Raw genomic sequence first — 15,000 nt, 5'->3', positions numbered from 1 at the left:
TATATAATAGACACTGGAAGGTTTTTCTTTCAACCATGATTCTTTTTAGCTGTTAAAACAAAGGAAAGGATGAGCGTTACCAATGAGTTGTGTCACTGCCAAGCAATTAAAGGTGATTCGAGGGACGATGCAGACTTTTTGCAGCCATTTGGAGTATGCTGGCCACGGTAAGCTTCATATCAATACCATCATGGCTTTTATTAAAAAGGAATTCGGCGTGAGAAAAATGAAAGACATTCCACAAAGTCGCTTTACAGAAGCGCTAGAATTGATACAAGACTTTGATTTATACACGGACAAAATAGAGATTCGTGAACGTCTACCAGAAAGGAATTAACTAAATTGAATATTTTAGCAATGATTTTAGTAGGAATTGTCGCTTTAGAACACATTGTCATCATGTTATTAGAAATGTTTTTTATGGAATCAAAGATGGCGAAGCGGTCTTTTAAGCTGCCAGAACACTTGCAAAAAGATCCAAATGTCAAAGTGATGTTTGCCAATCAGGGGCTTTATAACGGGTTTTTAGCTGCAGGACTCATTTGGGGGCTCATTCTTGGATCGAATACCGTTGGATATATGATTCAGCTGTTTTTCATTCTTTGTGTGCTCATCGCAGCAGTATTTGGCGGTGTAACATCCAATAAATCAATTATCATCAAACAAGGAGTACCAGCACTGCTTGCACTCATTGCACTGATGCTGGCGATCTAATCTTAAATAAAGCCGCCCCTAGTGAGGGCGGCTTTTATCTTTTTCGAAGACCCATCAAACGAATAATGGATGTTAGACAAAGGGCTACGGCAACGGCCAAAATGATTTTTCCGTACATGACCCCCGTTAGGTTCATCAAAAAGACGGCCAATATAATACAGAGCGTGATGATGATCATCACAATCGAATAGGTTTTCATCTCTTTTCCACTCCTTTAAAAATCCCTCATGTGACGAGAGAACTGTCAATCTTTCCTCATATTATATCACTCAATGACAATTTTACATGAAATTCCCTACCAATAGAATGTGACATATTGATTAGATTTGGAGTCATACCATATTTTTTAGAAAATCGGGTATAACATAATAATCCGGCCTAAAGTCATATTGCTTGATATTTAATTGTGCGAAATATAAAATAGCCACAGGATAAATCGAAAGGATGATCAAGATGAGTAAGAAAGTGTTATTAGTATCGACAAGCAGCCCGGAAATGAATGGACATCCAACAGGTTTATGGCTAGAAGAGTTAGCAGAGCCATTTCATATTTTTAAAGAAAATGAACTAGAAGTACAAATTGTTTCTATTCAAGGTGGCACTGTACCAATTGACAAAAATTCAATTCCTGAAGGTGTCCCAGCGCAATATCAAGATGTATATGAATTACTTCAAGACACAAAGGCGCTTACAGATGTGAATCCCGCTGATTATGACGGAATTTTCTTTGCTGGAGGGCACGGGCCTATGATCGACTTTGCGTCTAATCAACTGGTAGCGGATGCGATCTTAGCGGTATCAGATAAAAATGGTGCGATCGGAGCCGTTTGTCATGGTGTTTCAGCATTCGTTGATGTGAAGGACCAAAATGGCAAATCATTTATCGAAGGCAAAAAAATCACAGGCTTCACAAACGAAGAAGAGGAAGCCGTTCAGCTGACATCAAAAGTTCCATTTTTATTGGAAACAAAACTTCGTGAGCAGGGGGCAGCGTTTGAAAAAGGAGATGCCTTTGCGCCATTTGCTGTTGTTGACGGACAAATCATCACTGGACAAAACCCGGGATCAAGTGCAGAAACAGCACGCTTGTTTGTCAAAACCATTGCATAAAACGATCAAAACCAGTCGTAACTCATGCGGCTGGTTTTTTTGTTATAAAAATGTCCCAAAAAAGACCAAAACAATAATGAGAATAATGGTAAAATAATCACAGGGTAAAAAACCCAAATGAGGAAAAAGGGGATGTTCCTGTGAGAGCATTTTATGTCAAAATCACCGCAGCTTTACTGTCTGTTTTACTCGTCGCAACAGGTTTGTTTTCACCAGCATTAAAAGCAGAAGAAGCACCGAAATCAGAAGGGAAAATATCACCACTGACGGAAAAAGCGATTCAGCAAGTCCAAGAGTCGTTTTTGAAGCAGGATGAAGGAACCGCTATTCAACAGAAGCAAGTGAAAAAATCATTTAAAGTGAATAAGAAGAAAGGAATTAATATCAAACGAAAAGCTGCTAAAGAAGGCAAAATGCGCACGTCTGCCGTTCGCTCCATTGATGGACTAGCTATTAATCAATCGGCTGTCTTAACAGAGGACGATCCAGTTGATTTATGGTTTTTAAGCACATCTTCACCTCAGGCACTCATCAGCCGAATTACCTCTTCAAACCCTGATTATTTTGTTCAATTATTTGTTGTTGATTATGAAACAGGACAAGCCTACCCGACAGATTTAATTCAACCGGCAGGCAGCCTGCTTGGATTGACCAATTTACCAGCAGGTGATTATGCATTCGGTATTACAAGCGGCGGAGAATTTGGAGACTCCTACACGATACAAGTGAATGCAAAAAACCCGCCCAATTTCACGGGGGCTGTATCCCTTTCGTCCACCTTGCAATATTTTGTAGCTGAGTATGCAAACGGTGATGTATTTGCAAATGGTACAAAAGTGTACAATAAGCAAACAAAGACCGCCGATTATAAATGGGAGCGTGTGTTTTACTTCTCATATGATGGAAAATATGAACAGAGAACTCATTCTGTTGACAGTGTAAAAGTGAAAAGTATTTCAGCACCAGTGTCGTACTCCGCTCCATATGCAAGTTCCTCTGAGGCCATTCTCGTCTACTTAGATGTGGAGACTTTATTTATGTATCATGAATCATCGTTTGCTAGCGGGCAGTACTACCATAGTAGCTTTGTTGATACACTCGGGAAGACAACACCAAGACGCTTAGATATTGATGATATGACAAATTACGGTGATCATATTTTAGCTGTAGATTTAAAAACAGGAAAGCCGATTGATTTCTTCAGTGTGCTGAATTTCTACTATGCTGCAGGGATCGAGAAGCTGCCAACAATCAGAACGTTGAATTAAGAAAGGCGGTTGACATCAAATCGCCACATGTGTAGAGTAAAGATAATTAAATGACAAAAGTCCACTAGGGGAGTCATGTATGACTGAGACAAGAGAAAATCTTGGACCCTTTGAACCTGATCTAGTTCGTACTAGCGGAGGGAAGTGGAGCTGGACCTTGTCTTATTCATGATTGAATCGATAAGAAGGCCGCTCCATTTGGGGTGGCTTTTTCATTTATTCAACTGAAGAAGAGGAGGCTTTTTTTATGACATTTTCTACGCAATTAAGGAAAGAAGCAGAACCGTTATTTGAAGCCATTTATCAGCATCCGTTCGTCAGAGGCCTGGCAGCAGGAAAGCTGGAAAAGGAACAAATCATTCATTACGTCAAACAAGATGCAGAATACTTACAAGCATTCATTAAAATTTATGCAGCAGCGCTCAGCAGATGTACAGACAGGGAGGATATTGCGTTTTTCCATCAGCAGATTGCGTTTGTACTAGATAGTGAGACGCACCCTCATCAAAACCTTTGCCGAGTGGCAGGGGTCGCATATGATGAGCTCCAAGGTGCTTCTTTGGCTCCGAGTGCTCACCACTATATTCATCACATGCTGCAAGTTGCGCAAGAAGGCACGCTTGGTGAAATCATCGCTGTCCTGCTTCCATGTCCTTGGACATATTGGGAGATAGGGAAACGAATGCTCACAGATGTGCAGCCAGACCCTTCACATCCGTTTTATGAGTGGATCACGTTTTATGGAGGATTAACTGATTCTGTTACAGGTGAGCTTTGCAAGCGGCTCGATCAGTTGGCGGAAGCAGCAAGTGAGAAGGAAAAGGAAAAAATGAAACAGCACTTTATCTTAAGCTGCCAGCTCGAGTACAAGTTTTGGGAAATGGCCTTCACTGTTGAAGAGTGGCCAGTTCAACTGGAGGTGCATTCATCATGACATGGAAGATGAAAGAAGTCGTCCTTGCGGTGATTTTATCCGTTGCGTGCGGTGTGATCTATTTAGGATGGTCCACGCTATACTTACCGATTACAGCACTTGTTGGCCCAGCAGGAGGCAACATCATGTTTGGAATATGGGTCATTGCAAGTCCAATCGTTGCATATATCATTCAAAAGCCGGGGGCTGCTCTGATTGCAGAAACAGCTGCCGCGGCTGTGGAATTATTGACAGGAAGCCACTTTGGACTTTCAGCTCTGCTAATTGGTGTATGCCAAGGACTCGGAGCAGAAATCGCCTTCGCTCTTTTTGGTTATAAACGATATCGCATGTGGACACTGATGCTCTCTGGTGCCTTTGCCGCTATCGGAGCGATGGCGTACAGTCTCGTGGCAAATGGCTTTGGTTATTACACGCCTCAAGTTTTACTTATGACCCTTGTGACTCAAATGATCAGTGGAATGATACTTGGCGGCTGCCTTGCGAAAGTGGTGGTAGACGCACTATCCAAAACAGGTGTACTGAATCAATATGCCATCATGAAAGAAAAACGAAACAAAGGTGAACAGCATGAATTCATTTCTCGCGTGCAATGAACTCTCTGTCCGTTTTTATGAACAGCCTAAGCCCGTTTTGCATCAAATCTCCCTTACGATTCAAAAAGGGGAAAAGGTGCTTATTTTAGGACCGAGCGGAAGCGGGAAATCTACGCTCATTTCGGTTCTGGCTGGAATCATTCCAGAGCATGTGGAAGCAGACATGCAGGGGGAAGTGGTGCTGCAAAGACATACAGGCGTCATGTTTCAAGATCCAGACTCTCAGTTTTGTATGCACCGCGTCAATGAAGAAATTGCCTTTAGCTTAGAGAACCGTTCCGTCCCTCGTGAAGAGATGGATGACATCATTCAGCAGCTCATGCAAAAAGTCCAACTGGATGTCGATCCGCATACAGAGATTCACACTTTATCTGGCGGCATGAAGCAGCGATTGGCACTTGCTTGTTTACTCGCATTACAGCCGGATGTTCTATTCTTTGATGAACCAACCGCACAGCTTGATCCGGCAGGTAGAATGGACATATTTCAACTGCTGCAGCAGCTTGCAGCCGATCAGCAGCAGACCATGATTTTTGTAGAGCATGTGCTTGACGGTGTCATCGAATGGATGGACCGGGTGATTTTATTAGATGATCAAGGCAGCATTTTAGCAGATGGAGCTCCAAAAGATGTGCTCACGGCATATGAGGAAGAAATGAAAGAGGCTGGAATTTGGCGGCCCAAATTATTTCCCGAGAAATGGTCCACGATCATTCAAGATCCATTTCATCCACTGAGTCAAACCTTTATGCAAACCTTTAAAGCACGAAAAGAGCAGCATGAAAAGGTGCCATCAATCGAACGAAAGACAATGATTCGTACAGAAAATCTTCAATTAAGCTACGGGAAAAAAAGGATTATGAGTGATCTCCAGCTTGATATCAAATCAGGGGATTGGGTGGCGATCATTGGGGAAAATGGAAGTGGAAAAAGCACACTTCTCAAACATTTGGTTCGTTTAGAGCCAACGAAAAAAGGCCACATTTTCTTAAAAGATACACTCCTAAAAAAGTGGTCAGACCGAGAACTATATGAAAAAGCAGGCTTTGTGTTTCAAAATCCGGAGCTTCAATTTATACAAGACACAGTATTCGATGAAATTGCCTTTGGCGGCAGACAGCGAAACTGGCCAGAATCAGTCGTACAAGAAAAAACGGTTCAGCTGCTGAAAGAGTTCGGTTTAGAGAAGCATGCAAAAGCACATCCCTTCACCTTAAGTTTAGGGCAAAAAAGAAGGTTAAGTGTTGCCACAATGCTCCTTTTTGATCAAGATGTATTGCTGTTAGATGAGCCGACTTTCGGGCAGGATGAAAAAACGGCGAAGGAATTGATGAGGCGTTTAAAACAGCGTCAGCGCCAAGGCACGACCATTGTGATGGTCACACATGATATGGAGCTTGTCGATGAGTGTGCCGATCAAGTGCTTCTGTTTCATCAAGGGAGGCATGTGTATGATGGCACCCCTTATGATTTATTTTCAAATCAAGAACTTGTCGATGCTTATCAGCTGAGAGCTCCTTTACATTATCGCTATGTGGCAGAAAGAAAGGACGTGCTGACGATTGCAAAGTAATCACTCCTTTCTTTCTACTGTGAATCCAGTCATGAAATTACTCGCTCATCTGCTTGCGATGTGCTGTCTCATGGCGATTTCTGACCCTAAAACTACCTTTATCATTTGGCTGTTTGCTCTCAGCATTGGAGTTGTTTTAGGTGGATGGAATATGAAGTATCTCGTTACAAGGCTTGTCCCTTATCTGCTCTTTTTTATTCTGGTGTTTTGGATGATGGCGGCCTTCGGCAAGGGGGATCATACCGTTTGGAAGTGGGCGTGGTTTCATATCACAGAGGAGAGTTTAAGAAATGGGCTTACCATCGCTTTTAGAATGCTGGGATTTGTGACATTTGGTCTCCTTTTTACGTCCACAACAGATTTGACGGCATTTATGATGAGTCTGATTCATCAATGCCGAATGTCCCCAAAATGGGCGTATGGCATGCTTGCCGGTTTCCGGTTTATTCCGTTATTTCAAAGTGAATTAAAACAAATGAAAGCTGCACACAAAATCAGAGGCTACAAGCAAAAAAACAGCTGGAAAGCCTTTATGCGTTATGCATTGCCCCTTTTTACGCAAGGCGTACGAAAATCAGAACGCTTAGCGATTGCAATGGAAGCCAGGGGCTTCACAGGGACGAGAGAGCGAACGTATTATCATATCATCAGCACCTCATGGATTGACTATATGTATCTTTTTCTCATCGGTATCAGTGTCTTCATGTGCATTTACTTTGTTTAAAAAACACCCACATTCTCTTGATAGAATGTGGGCTTTTTATATGTCTTAGGTCATTTGATTGATATTAGTACACATTACAGGCTGTAATAGATCATATAACGAACCGATAAAGAAGGTGTACTGAGAAAAAGAGAGGATGAACGTAAGCGAATGTCACAGAGAATTGATAACATAATAGACGCTTTACCAATCATTGGACTTGCTATGAGAGAGCAGCTAACCTTTTCTGTCTTAGGGAAAGAGAAGGTTCTTTATTATCAGCAGCATGGGAATATTGATTTAGGATTTAAAGCTGGTGATACAGTAGATGCTGGATTCCAAAACTTTGCCATGCTGAAAAATGGAAGAGAACCATCGTTTATCCAAATTCCGAAAGAAGTATACGGGATTCCAATGGATATCGTAGCCGTTCCAATTAAAGATGAATCAGGTCAAGTGGTTGCTGCCTTCTGTGTGGCATATGACCAAACAAATCAACAACGATTAGAGCACATCATGACGGAGAGCAACGAAGCTTCCGAAAAACTAGTCGCAATGGTACAACAGGTTGCCGCACATTCAGAGGAACTACAAGCGACAAGTGAACAAATTCTACAAAATACGAAAACCACTGTCGAAAATTCCTCTAAAATCAATCAAGTGTCCAATCTCATCAAAGGTATCTCTGATCAAACGAACTTACTTGGACTCAATGCATCAATAGAAGCTGCAAGAGTAGGGGAAGCAGGAGCAGGCTTTGGAGTGGTCGCAACAGAAGTGAGAAAGCTGTCAACTCATGCGAAACAGGCGACGACTGATATTGAAACAGCCCTAAAAGATGTGCAGGGGTCGATCAAAGGAATGGAAGAAGAAATTGCGCAAATTGTCGCTTCCTCTGAGCATCAAGCAGAGCTAGTAGGCACTTTTACGAAAATTATTGAAGGTCTTCACGAAACAAACGAAACGATGAAAGCATTAGCAAACGACTTAGTAAACTATCAAGTGAAATAAAAGAACGACAAAACCTCCAGCTGAATCGGAGGTTTTTTTATCATTTCAAGGTGAGAAACTTGTTAGGATTATGACCGTTTTATCGCTGACAGGCAGGATACACTTCTGTATGATAGAAAAAGAGAGACTAGTTTTGTCATTAGACCTATTCATAAGGAGGAAGATCATCGTGACACAATCAGCGAAGCTGAAAGAAATACTTGCACCCTACCGTCCGTTGTTAGATGAAACGGAAAAACCAATGATTCAATTGCAGATGAAACAAGGAAAAACTGGACCATACGACAGCAAAATAGCTAGTGATCCTTACTTCCCAAAAAACGACGAATATCCAGTTGACGGCGAAGGACATCCTATGAAACTTTTGGCACAAATTAATTTCGGCCAGCTACCCAAGCTGAAGGATTATCCAGAAACAGGACTTTTGCAAGTTTTTATTTCTGTGCATGATGATCTTTTTGGGATGAATATTGACCATAAAACAGAGCAAAAAGATTTTCGCATCAAATTTATTGAGGAACCTTTCTTGGCAGAAGAAGAGTTAATGACTGATTTTTCTTTTGTGAAAATTCCAGACGATTTTTATTTTCCTGTAACGAAGGAAGGCGCAATTACAGGTGAATTAGCAAGCGAAACGATCAGTGTAGGAGATTTCCGCTTTGAAAAAGTCACAGGAAAGAACAGCTGGGATCTATTCGAAGATGCAGATGGTGTTAATGGCGATGAAGCAGATGCCCTGCTGGATGAATTTTATGAAACAGCGAGTGGCTTTGGTCACAAATTGGGCGGGTATCCGGGGTTTACACAAGAAGATCCGCGTACCTATGTAGATCAAGAACATACCGTTCTGTTATTACAAATTGACTCAGATGATGAAGTAGATTTGATGTGGGGAGATTGCGGTATTGCCAACTTCTTTATCAAACCAGAAGACCTTAAACGAAAAAATTTCGAGAATGTCGTCTATAATTGGGATTGCTCCTGATTTTGTAAAAAACACACTTTAAACACTCTTTATAGAGTGTTTTTGTGTATGTTTTTAGACTTTTTTGCCCCTATTTCGTCATTTTTGAGAGGTAATATGTCATTCTTTCTAGTTGACCGGATCAAAAAAAAATGTAAAATCATCTTAAAGTCCTCTTTTTTGAAAATAATAATAACATGACATATCAATCAAAGATAAAATGCTCGAAAAAGCGGAATGTACTGGGGGGTATCAATTGATCATTTCTAAAGTAATCAATAATAATGTTGTCAGTGCGTATGATGACGAGCAGCATGAGCTGGTCATTATGGGCAGAGGGATCGCGTTTCAAAAGAAAAGCGGAGACCCGATTGACGAAGAACGAATCGAAAAAGTATTTTCTATTCAAAATAAAGATATATCAGAAAAATTCAAAACCCTGCTTTATGATATTCCAATCGAGTATATGCAAGTGTGTGAGGCGATTATTGAGCATGCGAGAACAACCCTTAACAAAAATTTAAATGACAGCATCTATGTGACGCTGACGGATCATATCACCTTCGCCATTGAACGTCATCAAAAAGGAATGGACATCAAAAATGCCTTGCTCTGGGAAATCAAACGGCTGTATAAAGATGAGTTCAGATGCGGTTTAGAAGCTATTCGGATCATTGAGGACAAGCTGAGCATCCATCTTCCTGAGGATGAAGCAGGCTTTATTGCCATGCATATTGTCAATGCAGAGCTCAATGAAGAAATGCCAAACGTGATTCAAATCACCAAACTCATTCAAGACATTTTAAACATCGTTAAGTATCACTTTCAAATTGATTTGGACGAAGAATCATTAAATTATTTCCGTTTTGTGACGCATTTGAAGTTTTTTGGTCAGCGTCTGTTTAACGAAACACAAATGGAAAATCAAAATGAGTTCCTGTATGAAGTGGTAAAAGAGAAAAACACCGCAGCTTTTCAATGCGCAGAAAAAATTAACGAGTATGTTCAAAAAGAATACAACCGAAGTCTCATAGAAGATGAAATGCTATATTTAACTTTGCATATAGACAGAGTAATAAAAAGAAAATAAATTCAAAAAGAAAGCGTTGACATCACAAAATTAACATGATAATTTATAACTATAAACTAAATAACCCACAATCTTTTAGGATTGTTACTGGTCAAGCAGGCAAAACCTAAATCATTGTCCCTATCTTTGATAAGGCGTGATTTAGGTTTTTTTATATCTAAAGACTTATAAAAATTAAATAACGATCAATCGCTATGAAGGATTGTTACTGGTTAAGCAGGCAAAACCTAAATATCGATTAATGTCTGAATCTCTATTTCTCGGACATTAATGGATGTTTAGGTTTTTTCTATATCAAGATGAAATCAACGATTGGAGGGTAACACAATGAACCACAAACAAACAGCAAAAGAAGTGCTAGAACTTGTCGGCGGTGAAAAGAATGTTAAACACGTCACGCATTGTATGACAAGACTTCGCTTCAACTTATACGATGAAAGCAAGGCAGATAAAGAGAAGCTGCAATCAACAGACGGCGTCATGGGCGTGAATCAAAGCGGAGGCCAATATCATGTCATTATCGGCAATGATGTCTCAAATGTCTATCAAGCGATGGTCGCTGATTCAGGTCTATCATCTGATGTAAAGTCAGGCGGTACAGAAGAAGCGTCAAAACAAAATGTGATATCAAAGCTTTTCGATTTTATCTCTGGTGTCTTCACACCGATTCTTCCAGCCATCGCTGGGGCCGGTATGATCAAAGGGATTTTGGCACTGATGCTCACATTCCAGTGGATATCAGATAAAAGCAGTACGTATGCGATTTTAACAGCCATCGGAGATGGAGCCTTTTACTTCTTACCGATTCTGCTTGCTGTAAGCGTAGCCAAAAAAATTGGCACAAATCAGTATATCGCGGCTGCCATTGCAGCAGCAGCACTGCACCCGCAGTTAACCGCTTTACTGGGCGCGGGAAATACAGAATTTCTAGGCTTGCCAGTGGTTGCCGTTGTGTACTCTTCATCGGTGATTCCAATTCTACTCACCATCTGGCTTGGTTCATATGTTGAAAGATTCGCAGAAAAATATAGTCCGAAATCATTAAAGATCATCCTTGTTCCAACAGTCACACTTCTAGTCGTTGTACCAGTTATGCTCATCGCGGTTGGACCGCTTGGCGGGATTATCGGAAGTGGCCTTTCAGGTGGAATTGATTTATTGTTCAAACATGCAGGTCTTTTGGCAGGACTCTTGATCGGCGGATTCATGTCACCATTGATCATTACGGGCATGCACTATGCACTGCTTCCAATCATGATCAACAACATTACGTTAAACGGTTTTGACTACATTCTTCCAATGATGTTTGTAGCGAATATGGCACAAGCAGGCGCAGCATTCGGTGTCTTCTTAAGATCAAAAAACAAAACATTCAAATCATTGGCGATGTCTACAAGTATCACAGCCTTAATGGGTATTACTGAACCTGCTATGTATGGTGTGAACATGCGATTGAAAAAACCGTTCCTTGCAGCCCTTATTGGTGCAGCAGCAGGCGGCGTGTTCATGTCAATCTTTAAAGTAAAATCATATGTGATATCTGGATCAGCAGGCCTTCCAGGTCTCCCAACATTCATTGGACCAACATTTGTCTACTCAATCATCGGTTTAGTCATCGGATTTGTTGTAGCAACGATCATGACACTTGTTCTAGGATTCAAAGATGTACCAGTGAAAGATGATACAAAAGCAGACAAACCAGAAGAAAAGAAAGATACAGCAGCACTTCAAAATGAAGTGGTACAAAGCCCGCTTGAAGGTCAACTAAAGCCACTCAATCAAGTAAATGATGCAACATTTTCTAATGAAATTATGGGTAAAGGTGCAGCCATTGTACCAACAGCTGGGCGTGTTGTAGCACCGTTCAACGGCAAGGTTGAAACCATTTTCCACACAAAACACGCCATTGGCTTGAAGAGTGAACAAGGTACAGAACTTCTCATTCATGTCGGGATTGACACGGTAAAACTTGGCGGAAAGTATTTCACAAGTCATGTGCAGTCAGGTGATCTGATTCAAGCAGGAGATGTACTCATTGATTTTGATATCGAGGGCATTCAGCAAGAAGGCTATGATGTCACCACACCTGTTATTGTCACCAACACAAACGATTTTGCACAAGTTGATGCGAAAACAGATGGAACGATTACAGTGAAAGAGACACTGCTTACAGTCAGTGTAGAAGAAAAAGAGGAGGGTATTCAACATGAACAAGTTAGAAAAAACATTTCCTAAAGGTTTCTTATGGGGCGGCGCTGTTGCAGCCAACCAAGTTGAAGGCGCATATAATCAAGATGGAAAAGGCTTATCGACAGCTGATGTATCACCAAATGGTATTATGCACCCATTCGATGAATCAATGAAAGACCTTAACTTATATCATGATGCAATCGATTTCTACCATCGCTATAAAGAAGATATTGCACTCTTTGCAGAAATGGGATTCAAGTGCTTCAGACTATCCATTTCTTGGCCGCGTATCTTCCCAAATGGCGACGATGCGGAACCGAATGAAGCAGGCCTCGCTTTTTATGAAAAAGTATTTGATGAACTGCATAAGCACGGAATTGAGCCAGTTGTCACCATCTCTCACTATGAAATGCCGCTCGCACTTGTGAAAAACTACGGCGGATGGAGAAACCGCAAGCTTGTGGATCTTTATGAAACATACGCTAAAACATTGTTCACTCGCTTTAAAGACAAAGTGAAATATTGGATGACATTCAATGAAATCAATGTCGTGTTACATGCGCCTTTCACTGGCGGCGGACTTGTATTTGAAGAGGGTGATGACGAGAAAAGCATTCAATATCAAGCAGCGCATCACCAATTTGTTGCAAGTGCTTTGGCTGTCAAAGCAGGACACGAAATCATTCCTGATGCGAAAATCGGCTGTATGATTGCAGCGATGACAACTTATCCGTACAGCTCAAGACCAGAAGATATGTTTGCTGCAATTGAGCAAGACCGTAAAACATTATTCTTCTCAGATGTACAGGCAAGAGGTTATTACCCAGGTTACATGAAACGTTATTTCCTTGAAAATGACATCAACATCGAGTTCCAAGAAGGGGACGAAGACATTTTAAGAAACCATACAGTGGACTATATTGGCTTCAGCTATTATATGAGCTTTGTGACAAGTACAGATCCAGAGATTCTTGGACAAGTGACTGGCGGTAACTTATTTGAAGGTGTGAAAAACCCTTATCTAGAAGCAAGTGATTGGGGCTGGCAAATTGATCCGAAAGGACTTCGTACAACACTGAATCAGCTGTATGACCGCTACCAAAAGCCATTGTTTATCGTAGAAAATGGATTGGGTGCTGTCGATCAAGTAGAAGAAGACGGATCAATTCAAGACGATTACCGAATTGATTACCTCAGAAGCCATTTGCTAGAGGCGAGAGAAGCGATCGCAGACGGAGTTGACCTGATCGGTTATACAAGCTGGGGCCCAATTGACCTTGTCAGCGCATCAACGGCGGAAATGAAAAAACGCTACGGCTTCATTTATGTTGACCGTGATAATGAAGGAAACGGTACATTAGATAGAAAGAAAAAGAAAAGCTTCGATTGGTATAAACAAGTGATTGCGACAAATGGTGAACATTTGGATGCATAAAAATAAAAAGACAAACCGCTCATACTGCGGTTTGTCTTTTTTTCGTCTTTGAGGGACTAAGAAGTCCACACTTGATCAGCAATCTCAATCACATGACGCAGCTTTTCCCATTGCTGCTCTTCTGTTAACAGGTTGCCTTCCTCTGTTGAGGCGAATCCGCATTGTGGGCTCAAACAGATTTGGTTAATGTCTACATATTGAGCCGCTTCCTCAATGCGTTTTTTAATCTGTTCAACTGGCTCAAGCTCTCCATATTTTGAAGTGACAAGGCCTAGTACGATTTGAAGGTTTGGGTTCTTCACATATCGAAGGGGCTCAAATCCGCCAGAACGATCGTCGTCAAACTCTAAAAAGAGACCATCAAGATCTAAGCCGGCAAAAATTGTTTCTGCCGCTGCTTCGTAACCACCTTCAGCTGCCCAAGTTGATTTAAAGTTACCGCGGCAAATGTGCATCGTAATCACTAAATCCTCTGGGCGGTCGGCAACAGCTTCATTGATTGTCTTCGCAAACGATTCACGAAGTTCATCTTCTTCACGGCCAAAGGCTTTGATTTGTTCATGGCCTTTTTCAGAAAAGAACACTGCCCATGCCGTATCATCCAGCTGCAAGTAGCGGCAGCCTGCATCATAAAAAGCACGGATTGCTTTCTTATATGCCTGTGCCACATCATGGTGGAATTCCTCTAAGCTGTCATACACCCCTTCTTCAAGTTTTCCACGGAAAAAGAGCATATTCGGACTTGGAATCGTCATTTTAGCCGTATGATCACCAGCGATGCTGTGAAGGAAACGATAATCCTCCAGCATTGGATGATCTGTAAAATCGATCTTGCCTGTTACCTTGATACCTCTAGCTTTTGTCGTTGTGTTATGGAATTGAATGCCTTGATCAGCTTCAAATCCTTCAACTCCATCGAGTCCTTCAAGAAAGTCAAAATGCCACCATGCACGTCTGAATTCACCATCTGTGACAACCTCTAACCCAATTTCTTTTTGCTTCTCTACAATACGTGTAATTTCTTCGTTTTCAATTTGTCGGAGCTGCTCTGCTGTCAGCGTACCGTCTGCTTTTTGCTTGCGTGCTTCCTTGATGCGCTCTGAACGAAGTAAGCTTCCTACTTGATCTGCGCGGAATGGCGGTTTCGTTGTTTTCTTTCCAATGGTTTGTACTTGTGTCATGCTGAATCCCTTCTTTCTTCAGGTTAAAAAATCAAATAAAAAAGCTCTTCCTTAGATAAGGAAGAGCATCATATACTGTGAGAACTCTGCCTTATCTTCAAACAAGCATTTGCTTGCTTAAGGAATTAGCACCATTCTGTTCCTAGGAACAGCGGTTGCCGGGTTTCACAGGGCCAGTCCCTCCACCACTCTTAATAAGGTTACCTTTTGATTCAATTTTCTTAATAAACA

General features: G+C 41.3%; 15 protein-coding genes and 2 riboswitches. Of the genes, 13 read left to right on the top strand and 2 right to left on the bottom strand.

Features of this window, described 5'->3' with window-relative positions:
- Nucleotides 1-82: 82 nt before the first annotated feature.
- Both NSU11_RS18935 and NSU11_RS18930 read left to right on the top strand, forming a co-directional pair.
- Nucleotides 83-337, top strand: coding sequence for an ORF6C domain-containing protein (locus NSU11_RS18935; protein ID WP_024423931.1), 255 nt, complete (start codon nt 83-85; stop codon nt 335-337).
- Between the two features lie 5 nt (nt 338-342).
- Nucleotides 343-714 (top strand): DUF1304 domain-containing protein, encoded by a 372-nt coding sequence (locus NSU11_RS18930; RefSeq protein ID WP_024423930.1) that lies wholly within the window; start codon nt 343-345, stop codon nt 712-714.
- 34 nt (nt 715-748) lie between these two features.
- Here the strand turns inward: NSU11_RS18930 and NSU11_RS18925 are convergent, their stop codons facing one another.
- Entirely contained in the window at nt 749-913 is a 165-nt protein-coding gene (locus NSU11_RS18925) for a hypothetical protein (RefSeq protein ID WP_003214630.1), read from the bottom strand.
- Nucleotides 914-1,167: 254 nt separating this feature from the next.
- On the opposite strand from NSU11_RS18925, the gene NSU11_RS18920 reads away from it, so the two are divergent.
- The 11 genes from NSU11_RS18920 (at nt 1,168) to NSU11_RS18870 (ending at nt 13,588) form a co-directional block, all read left to right on the top strand.
- Nucleotides 1,168-1,824 (top strand): type 1 glutamine amidotransferase domain-containing protein, encoded by a 657-nt coding sequence (locus NSU11_RS18920; RefSeq protein ID WP_024427546.1) that lies wholly within the window; start codon nt 1,168-1,170, stop codon nt 1,822-1,824.
- Nucleotides 1,825-1,964: 140 nt separating this feature from the next.
- Nucleotides 1,965-3,092 (top strand): hypothetical protein, encoded by a 1,128-nt coding sequence (locus tag NSU11_RS18915; protein ID WP_044334947.1) that lies wholly within the window; start codon nt 1,965-1,967, stop codon nt 3,090-3,092.
- Nucleotides 3,093-3,148: 56 nt separating this feature from the next.
- Nucleotides 3,149-3,252: riboswitch (TPP riboswitch) on the top strand.
- Nucleotides 3,253-3,339: 87 nt separating this feature from the next.
- A complete protein-coding gene (tenA, locus tag NSU11_RS18910) occupies nt 3,340-4,026 on the top strand; it encodes a thiaminase II (RefSeq protein ID WP_025093767.1) in 687 nt (228 codons plus the stop codon).
- Nucleotides 4,023-4,622, top strand: a complete 600-nt coding sequence (locus NSU11_RS18905) for an ECF transporter S component (protein ID WP_024423927.1) — start codon at nt 4,023-4,025, stop codon at nt 4,620-4,622. The genes tenA and NSU11_RS18905 overlap by 4 nt, the downstream gene beginning before the upstream one ends.
- Nucleotides 4,597-6,195 (top strand): ABC transporter ATP-binding protein, encoded by a 1,599-nt coding sequence (locus NSU11_RS18900; RefSeq protein ID WP_044334945.1) that lies wholly within the window; start codon nt 4,597-4,599, stop codon nt 6,193-6,195. Before NSU11_RS18905 ends, NSU11_RS18900 begins: the two co-directional genes overlap by 26 nt.
- Nucleotides 6,185-6,919 carry an energy-coupling factor transporter transmembrane component T gene (locus NSU11_RS18895; RefSeq protein ID WP_044334942.1) on the top strand — a complete coding sequence of 245 codons (735 nt, stop codon included), beginning with the start codon at nt 6,185-6,187 and terminating at the stop codon, nt 6,917-6,919. Before NSU11_RS18900 ends, NSU11_RS18895 begins: the two co-directional genes overlap by 11 nt.
- Before the next feature lie 150 nt (nt 6,920-7,069).
- Nucleotides 7,070-7,909, top strand: a complete 840-nt coding sequence (locus tag NSU11_RS18890; RefSeq protein ID WP_044334940.1) for a methyl-accepting chemotaxis protein — start codon at nt 7,070-7,072, stop codon at nt 7,907-7,909.
- A gap of 169 nt (nt 7,910-8,078) precedes the next feature.
- Nucleotides 8,079-8,894, top strand: coding sequence for a YwqG family protein (locus tag NSU11_RS18885; protein WP_151039952.1), 816 nt, complete (start codon nt 8,079-8,081; stop codon nt 8,892-8,894).
- A gap of 235 nt (nt 8,895-9,129) precedes the next feature.
- Nucleotides 9,130-9,963 carry a PRD domain-containing protein gene (locus NSU11_RS18880; RefSeq protein ID WP_024423922.1) on the top strand — a complete coding sequence of 278 codons (834 nt, stop codon included), beginning with the start codon at nt 9,130-9,132 and terminating at the stop codon, nt 9,961-9,963.
- Between the two features lie 327 nt (nt 9,964-10,290).
- The gene (locus NSU11_RS18875) at nt 10,291-12,198 is read left to right on the top strand and encodes a beta-glucoside-specific PTS transporter subunit IIABC (protein WP_044334936.1); all 1,908 of its coding nucleotides are present in this window, start codon (nt 10,291-10,293) and stop codon (nt 12,196-12,198) included.
- Entirely contained in the window at nt 12,170-13,588 is a 1,419-nt protein-coding gene (locus tag NSU11_RS18870; RefSeq protein ID WP_034281371.1) for a glycoside hydrolase family 1 protein, read from the top strand. The genes NSU11_RS18875 and NSU11_RS18870 overlap by 29 nt, the downstream gene beginning before the upstream one ends.
- A 56-nt stretch (nt 13,589-13,644) precedes the next feature.
- Here NSU11_RS18870 and NSU11_RS18865 read toward each other — a convergent pair whose 3' ends face one another.
- Nucleotides 13,645-14,769, bottom strand: coding sequence for a 5-methyltetrahydropteroyltriglutamate--homocysteine S-methyltransferase (locus NSU11_RS18865; RefSeq protein WP_034281370.1), 1,125 nt, complete (start codon nt 14,767-14,769; stop codon nt 13,645-13,647).
- Between the two features lie 88 nt (nt 14,770-14,857).
- Nucleotides 14,858-14,970, bottom strand: a riboswitch (SAM riboswitch).
- Nucleotides 14,971-15,000: the final 30 nt, after the last annotated feature.

Origin of the sequence: Bacillus sp. FSL R5-0712, from assembly GCF_038593285.1 — a bacterium.
GTDB classification, from domain to species: domain Bacteria; phylum Bacillota; class Bacilli; order Bacillales; family Bacillaceae; genus Bacillus; species Bacillus safensis.
Note: the sequence above shows the minus strand (reverse complement) of the source record. Positions and strands in the feature narration are given on the sequence as shown.

Coding starts and splice junctions, on each gene's coding strand:
- NSU11_RS18865 (WP_034281370.1), bottom strand. CDS start 14,769: ATGACACAAGTACAAACCATTGGAAAGAAAACAACGAAACCGCCATTC.
- NSU11_RS18935 (WP_024423931.1), top strand. CDS start 83: ATGAGTTGTGTCACTGCCAAGCAATTAAAGGTGATTCGAGGGACGATG.
- NSU11_RS18890 (WP_044334940.1), top strand. CDS start 7,070: ATGTCACAGAGAATTGATAACATAATAGACGCTTTACCAATCATTGGA.
- NSU11_RS18905 (WP_024423927.1), top strand. CDS start 4,023: ATGACATGGAAGATGAAAGAAGTCGTCCTTGCGGTGATTTTATCCGTT.
- NSU11_RS18900 (WP_044334945.1), top strand. CDS start 4,597: ATGAATTCATTTCTCGCGTGCAATGAACTCTCTGTCCGTTTTTATGAA.
- NSU11_RS18870 (WP_034281371.1), top strand. CDS start 12,170: ATGAACAAGTTAGAAAAAACATTTCCTAAAGGTTTCTTATGGGGCGGC.
- NSU11_RS18875 (WP_044334936.1), top strand. CDS start 10,291: ATGAACCACAAACAAACAGCAAAAGAAGTGCTAGAACTTGTCGGCGGT.
- NSU11_RS18920 (WP_024427546.1), top strand. CDS start 1,168: ATGAGTAAGAAAGTGTTATTAGTATCGACAAGCAGCCCGGAAATGAAT.
- NSU11_RS18925 (WP_003214630.1), bottom strand. CDS start 913: ATGAAAACCTATTCGATTGTGATGATCATCATCACGCTCTGTATTATA.
- tenA (WP_025093767.1), top strand. CDS start 3,340: ATGACATTTTCTACGCAATTAAGGAAAGAAGCAGAACCGTTATTTGAA.